Source organism: Acinetobacter endophylla (assembly GCF_053543775.1).
On sequence record NZ_JBLVOM010000125.1, the window covers coordinates 1 to 3,231 of the forward strand.

Below are 3,231 nucleotides of genomic sequence, written 5' to 3' on the forward strand. Positions count from 1 at the left end.
ACAACCAATTGGCCCGCATATAACCGAGCACTCATGAGTCGCGGAAATATTGCCATTTGGTTTGATCCTGCTACGCAATGGTATGCTCCATCAAAAGGCAAACAAGGGCGAAATCAAACCTACTCCGACGCAGCCATCCAATGCTGCTTAATGATTAAATCCTTATTCCGTCTATCTTTACGTATGGTCACTGGCTTTGTGCAAAGTCTGATTAAACTTTGCGGATTAAATTGGACCGCACCAGATTACAGTACGCTTTGTAGAAGACAAAAGCATATTGATATTGCAATCAGCTACCAAAAAAGTAGCGATGGGCTGCATCTACTCGTAGACTCTACAGGCATGAAGTTTCTAGGTGAGGGCGAATGGAAACGCAAGAAACATGGAGCTGAATATCGTCGCCAATGGCGTAAACTACATATTGGTATAGATGCCAAAACCCTACAAATACGCGCTATTCAGCTCACAACCAATAATGTCAGTGATTCACAGGTGCTTGGTGATTTACTTAATCAGATTCCACAAGATGAGCAGATTGACTCTGTTTATACCGATGGAGCTTATGACACCAAGCAATGCCGTCAGGTCATTGCAGATCGGCAAGCACATGCGGTGATTCCACCTAGAAAAAATGCGAAACCATGGAAAGATACAAAGAGTAGCTCGCTAGAGCGAAATGAATTACTTCGAACAGTTAAACGTTTAGGCAGGACATTATGGAAAAAATGGTCAGGCTATCATCGGCGCAGTTTGGTGGAAACCAAGATGCATTGCATCAAATTATTAGGCGATAAATTAATGGCAAGAAGCTTTCCTAGTCAGGTGAATGAAATTCATGCACGTGTAGCAGTCCTCAACAGATTTACGGAATTAGGTCGACCACTTACCCAAGTTACGCCTTAAATTTGGCTCAATTAGGGGCGCTTTGCATTTCAAATCTTTGTGCAACAAAGCCATTACTATATATAAATGATCATTCTTATATTGAGCACCATCTAGTTGAAAGTCATTTATATCCTTTTCTAGTTTTTCATATCTTTTACTAAATTTTTTTGAGGCAGTTAACATATTTTTCAATAAATTTTGATTATTAAGATTAGACTCAATAGAAAATTGATGTGTTAGTGCATTTGAAGGTAGCTTAAGATGCAATTTTAAAATTTTTAGGAAGAAGTAACCCGTTGCACCAAATTCATCGATTATATGATTAGTATTTCGAGAAAAGTAAAAATAACACTTTTCAGCTTCTGTATTATTCATCTCAAATTTGGCTTTATAGTATTGGTAAAGTATACAGCTATAAAATTCTAATAAATTTTCAAATTTTTGATAATCGTTGGTATCTGTATAGCTAAAGTCAAATTTACATGTTACTTCCTCTTTCTCCAAAATCTCTCGAGTTTTATGATTTAGGCGAGAATAAAATTGATTTACATCTAAACTACCTCTAGGTACATCTTTAAGAAAGTTCCAAATAGGATGTTGAAAATAAATTGAAGCACCGGATATTTTATGATCTACCAACTCTAAACTTTCAAGAGTTGGACTAATTTTAGCAAGCGAGTATTTATACCAACTATTTGAACCTTCTAGATCAAAAAAAATATCAAGTCTTTTGTTACCTGCTCTGAAATTTTTCAATTCATTATCAGTCAGTTGTATATTTCTCTTCATGCAATATAAAAATACTTGTTCACTTACATACTCATACCACACTAATGTTTTTAATGAATCAAGGACTGTTTTTTTTGGTCGACCACACTTACTTGTTTTCACTTTTTTCCTAATGTGTCAAGTGTAAAGAAATAGATATATATCATAACACTTAGAAAAAGTATAAAAATCAATTAAAAAATTGGCATGAACAATCTAAAAGGTCATCAACATGCCGTTAAAAAACTCATTAGTAAATCTCCCTTGTACATCTGTGCAGGATCATATATATGCGATTTTCTTGCCTTTGAAGCTCTCTATAAAACCCATTATTCCAAACCAAGTTAATGATTTTACTATGGAATCTTAACTTATCCCGCTGCGATATCGTCATAACCTCACATATCACTCAAGTCAAATATTCCACCTCTTATTACATAAGAGATTTTATCTAGGTAATTTTTAAAATGGTTATAAACGCTAAAGAAAATCTTCACATCATGAAGATGGAAGATGTTCAAATTAATCGAATATTTTGGCTTTGGAAATATTGGCTACCACTTGGAAAATTAACCATACTTGCAGGTGCAGCAGGATGTGGTAAAACTAATCTCGCTCTCGCACTAGCTTCAACAATTACAGTTGGAGGGAATTTCCCTGATGGTACACATTGTGAGCATCTAGGTGAAATTCTGATTTACTCTACTGAAGATGACCCAGCAGATACACTAAAACCTCGATTAATTGCACATGGTGCAGATATCAGCAAAGTAGCAATTATTACAGCCCGCAGAAGTGAGGATGGCAAACTAGAGGCATTCGACCCAACCAAAGATTTCCCAAAGATTGAAGAATATATTCAAAATGCTCCAAATCTCAAACTACTCTTGATAGATCCAATTGTTTCTGTTGTGAGTGGAGATTTAAATAAAGCTACTGATGTCAGAAGGTCATTACAACCCTTAATCGATTTATCGAATAAATATAATTTTGCAATTTTAGGTATAACTCATTTTTCCAAAAATAGCACACAGAATAGCCCAATTGATAGAATTTTAGGCTCTCAAGCTTTCAGTGCTCTCGCTCGGATGGCCTGGACTGCTACTCGGCGAGATACACATGACGATTCCATTTTAGTCCGTGCTAAGAGTAATATTTCAACATTGGAAGGTGCTATAAGATATCAAATTGAATCCGTTGAAATTGATGATGAAATCGAAACTACTACAACAAATTGGTTAGGAATGATTGAAGGTAACGCTACAGAACTTTTAAATTGTGTAGATTCAGTCAGAGATGAAAATACAGTTGTAAAAGCGGCAAAAGCATTCTTAATAGAAATATTAAACTCTGTTGATGCAATGCCATCAAAAGATATTCAAGCTCATGCTAAAGAAGCAGGATTTAGTCAAGCATCAATACGTCGAGCTCAATATTTATTGAGTATAAAACCCTTTAGGCCGCATGGAGATAAAAATTGGTTCTGGTCTTTACCACTAGAACATAAATCAGTTGGCTCAACTAATCAATGACACTACATGAACAAGTTGAACAAGTTGAACAAGTTGAACAAGTTGA

3 protein-coding genes are annotated in these 3,231 nt (G+C 35.4%); 2 read left to right on the top strand and 1 reads right to left on the bottom strand.

The window, feature by feature from the left end; translation table 11 throughout:
• On the top strand, positions 1-903 hold a 903-nt coding region (locus ACNPNW_RS05735; RefSeq protein ID WP_448766637.1), incomplete at its 5' end, for an IS5-like element IS17 family transposase.
• On the opposite strand, the gene ACNPNW_RS05740 is transcribed toward ACNPNW_RS05735, so the two are convergent.
• Complete coding sequence (locus ACNPNW_RS05740) at positions 871-1,776, bottom strand: hypothetical protein (RefSeq protein WP_448766695.1); 906 nt, start codon at positions 1,774-1,776, stop codon at positions 871-873. The genes ACNPNW_RS05735 and ACNPNW_RS05740 overlap by 33 nt on opposite strands.
• Positions 1,777-2,153: 377 nt before the next feature.
• On the opposite strand from ACNPNW_RS05740, the gene ACNPNW_RS05745 reads away from it, so the two are divergent.
• Complete coding sequence (locus ACNPNW_RS05745) at positions 2,154-3,185, top strand: AAA family ATPase (RefSeq protein ID WP_448766696.1); 1,032 nt, start codon at positions 2,154-2,156, stop codon at positions 3,183-3,185.
• Positions 3,186-3,231: the final 46 nt, after the last annotated feature.

What these genes read in the sequence shown, in the direction of transcription:
- ACNPNW_RS05745 (WP_448766696.1), top strand. Translation starts at nt 2,154, where the DNA reads ATGAAGATGGAAGATGTTCAAATTAATCGAATATTTTGGCTTTGGAAA.